The sequence below is a fragment of the Mesorhizobium sp. M7A.F.Ca.MR.362.00.0.0 genome (assembly GCF_004023175.1).
Taxonomy (GTDB): Bacteria; Pseudomonadota; Alphaproteobacteria; order Rhizobiales; family Rhizobiaceae; genus Mesorhizobium.
This window is the reverse complement of the sequence record NZ_RZTF01000086.1, coordinates 16,039-19,218: the sequence shown is the minus strand read 5'-3', so window position 1 is coordinate 19,218 and position 3,180 is coordinate 16,039. Positions and strand designations below refer to the sequence as shown.

The 3,180-nt window shown below is 62.8% G+C and carries 3 protein-coding genes and 1 riboswitch; of the genes, 2 read left to right on the top strand and 1 reads right to left on the bottom strand.

Annotated elements, in window-relative coordinates:
* Positions 1–870: aminotransferase class I/II-fold pyridoxal phosphate-dependent enzyme (locus tag EOC06_RS13715; protein ID WP_128307996.1), on the bottom strand; the 870-nt coding region annotated here is incomplete at its 3' end.
* A 57-nt stretch (positions 871–927) separates the two neighbouring features.
* Positions 928–1,005: riboswitch (SAM riboswitch) on the bottom strand.
* Positions 1,006–1,143: 138 nt separating this feature from the next.
* Between EOC06_RS13715 and EOC06_RS13710 the strand changes: the two genes are divergently transcribed.
* Positions 1,144–2,238 carry a 2'-deoxycytidine 5'-triphosphate deaminase gene (locus EOC06_RS13710; protein WP_127319679.1) on the top strand — a complete coding sequence of 365 codons (1,095 nt, stop codon included), beginning with the start codon at positions 1,144–1,146 and terminating at the stop codon, positions 2,236–2,238.
* 97 nt (positions 2,239–2,335) lie between these two features.
* Positions 2,336–3,106, top strand: a complete 771-nt coding sequence (locus EOC06_RS13705; RefSeq protein ID WP_128307995.1) for an ABC transporter substrate-binding protein — start codon at positions 2,336–2,338, stop codon at positions 3,104–3,106.
* Positions 3,107–3,180 lie beyond the last annotated feature (74 nt).

Here is a 3,180-nt window from a genome sequence, read left to right as displayed (position 1 = left end):
GGGATAGATGACGCGGGCGATCTCCGGCCGGTCGGCCAGGAAATCCGCGATCCGGCCGGCACTTTCCGTCTGCTGGCGCACACGCAGCGGCAGCGTCTCCAGGCCCTTCAGCAACGTCCAGGCGTTGAACGGCGAAAGGCTTGGGCCGGTATGGCGGAAATAGTCGTGCAGGTTCTCGTCGATCCACTTCTTGTCCGACAGGATCACGCCGCCGAGACAGCGCCCCTGGCCGTCTATGTGCTTGGTCGCCGAATAGACGACGATATGGGCGCCGAGCTGCAAGGGCTTCTGCTGCAGGGGCGTGGCGAAGACATTGTCGACGATCAGCCTTGCGCCGATCGAATTGGCAAGCGAGGCGACAGCGGCGATATCGACCACTTCCAGCGTCGGATTGGTCGGGCTTTCCAGGAAGAACAGCTTGGTGTTCGGCTTGATCGCCTTTTCCCAATTGGCGATGTCGGTGCCGTCGACCAGCGTCGCCTCGATGCCGTATCTCGGCGCCAGCGTCTCGACCACCCAGCGGCAGGAGCCGAACAGCGCACGCGCCGCCACGATATGGTCGCCGGCCTTGGCGCTGCACAGAAGGGCGGCCGTCACCGCTGCCATGCCGGACGCGGTGGCGCGGGCGTCTTCGGCGCCTTCGAGCGCGCACATGCGCTTCTCGAACATGTCGACGGTCGGATTGGCGTAGCGCGAATAGATGAAGCCTGGCTCCTCGCCCTTGAAACGGGCTTCGGCGGCCTGTGCCGTTTCGTAGACATAGCCCTGGGTCAGGTAAATCGCTTCCGACGTTTCGCCGAAACCGGAACGCAGCGTTCCGCTGTGCACGAGTGCCGTCTGAGGCTTCCAGTTGTGCTTCTTGGTGCTCATCGCTTTTCTTCCAGACACAAAAAAACCGGCCGCGAAAGTCGCAACCGGTCCATACGGCCTTGCGGCCCGACGGTCCTTTAGCGACTTGTTTAACGTGGCTGCAAGCCGACCGGCCAAATCACCACGGGATAACGACCCTTTAGACCCGCGCCACGCTTGCGTCAATTGCCGGCTTCATTAAGAGGTTTGTACCAAGCAGGTTCCGCAAAAGTGTTCCACGGTTTTGCGACCAGAACCTGCGACAAGAAAAACGTCTGACCTAGGAGTGGAGCCTTGCGGCAGACAGGCATTCTTCCCGATCAGGACATATCGGCGCTGTTCCAGTCCGGCGCGCTGAAGTCGGCGCGTGCGCTCGACGCCGACCAGATCCAGCCGGCCAGTCTCGATCTCAGGCTCGGCGACAAGGCCTGGCGGGTGCGGGCCTCGTTCCTGCCCGGGCCCAATCACAAGGTCTCGGAAAAGCTCGACCGGCTGCAGCTGCACGAGATCAATCTTGCCGAGGGCGCGGTGCTCGAGACCGGCTGCGTCTACATCGTGCCCTTGCTTGAAAGCCTGGCGCTGCCGGCGGACATTTCGGCCTCGGCCAATCCGAAGAGCTCGACCGGGCGGCTCGACATCTTCACCCGCGTCATGACCGATCGCGGCCACGAGTTCGACAAGATCGCTGCCGGCTATCACGGCCCGCTGTTTCTGGAAGTCAGCCCCCGCACCTTCCCGATCGTCGTGCGCACCGGCTCACGCCTGTCGCAAATCCGCTTCCGCACCGGCAATGCGCTGCTCTCGGAAGCCGAGCTGCACGAGTTGCATCGCGCGCAGACGCTGGTCGCCACCGAGCCGCCGAATATTTCCGGCGGCGGCATCGCGCTGTCGATCGACCTCAACGGCGATCAGAACGGGCTGGTCGGCTATCGCGGCAAGCATCACACCGGCCTCGTCGATGTCGACAAGCGCGCGGCGCAGGAAGTCGTCGACTTCTGGGAGCCGATCCACAAGAGCGGCGCCGGCGAACTGGTGCTCGACCCCGACGAGTTCTACATCCTCGTCAGCCAGGAGGCGGTGCACGTACCGCCGCTCTACGCCGCCGAGATGACGCCCTTCGATCCGCTGGTCGGAGAGTTCCGCGTCCACTATGCCGGCTTCTTCGATCCGGGCTTTGGCCATTCCGCGTCCGGCGGCACCGGCAGCCGGGCGGTGCTGGAAGTGCGCAGCCATGAAGTGCCGTTCATTCTCGACCATGGCCAGATCGTCGGCCGGCTGGTCTACGAGCATATGCTGAAGCGGCCGCAGGCCCTCTATGGCACCGATCTCGGCTCCAACTATCAGGCGCAGGGCCTGAAGCTGTCCAAGCATTTCCGCGCCGCGCGCTGAGCGCCGCCGTCAGGCAAAATACTTGCCTGCGCTGGCTCGCCATGCTTGGCTGCCTTGCTGGTCGTCAAGATGCCGGCGTTCAAGGGGAACCAAGAAAATGCAGATTTCGAAATGGATCATATCGGCAGCAGGCGCTGCCATGCTGGTGGTGGCGGCCGGCTCGCTTTCGCAGGCGCAGGAGAAAATCAAGATCGGCACGGAGGGCGCCTATCCGCCGTTCAACACCATTACGGCTGACGGCAAGGTCGAAGGCTTCGACATCGACATCGCCAATGCACTATGCGCGCAGATGAAGGTCGAGTGCGAGATCGTCACCCAGGACTGGGACGGCATCATTCCCGCTTTGCAGGCGAAGAAATTCGACGCCATCATCGCCTCGATGAGCATCACCGAGGAGCGCAAGAAGCAGGTCGCCTTCACCAACAAATATTACACGACACCGCTCGCTTTGGTGGCGCCGAAGGATAGCGATCTCAGCTCGACCGAACCACCGGCACTGGCCGGCAAGACGGTCGGCGCCCAGGCTTCGACCACGCAGGCCGACTATGCCCAGAATGAGTATGGCAAGGCAGGCGCGGAGGCAAAGCTCTATCCGACCCAGGAAGAGGCGATCACCGACCTGACCAACGGTCGTCTTGACGCTGTGATCTCGGACAAGTTCGTGCTGATGGACTGGTTGAAGAAGGCGAGCGACGGCTGCTGCAAGCTGGTCGGCGACGTCAAGGGGACGGAAACGCAAGCCGGCATTGCCGTTCGCCTGGAAGACACAGCACTTCGCGACAAGCTCAACGCGGCCATCGACGCGATCGTCGCCGACGGCACCTACAAGAAGATCCAGGCCAAGTATTTCGACTTCGATATTTATTGAGGCTGGGCGCTGCAATCTCCCCCCTTGAGGGGGAGATGGCCGGCAGGCCAGAGGGGGTCGCAGCGCGTAGAGCG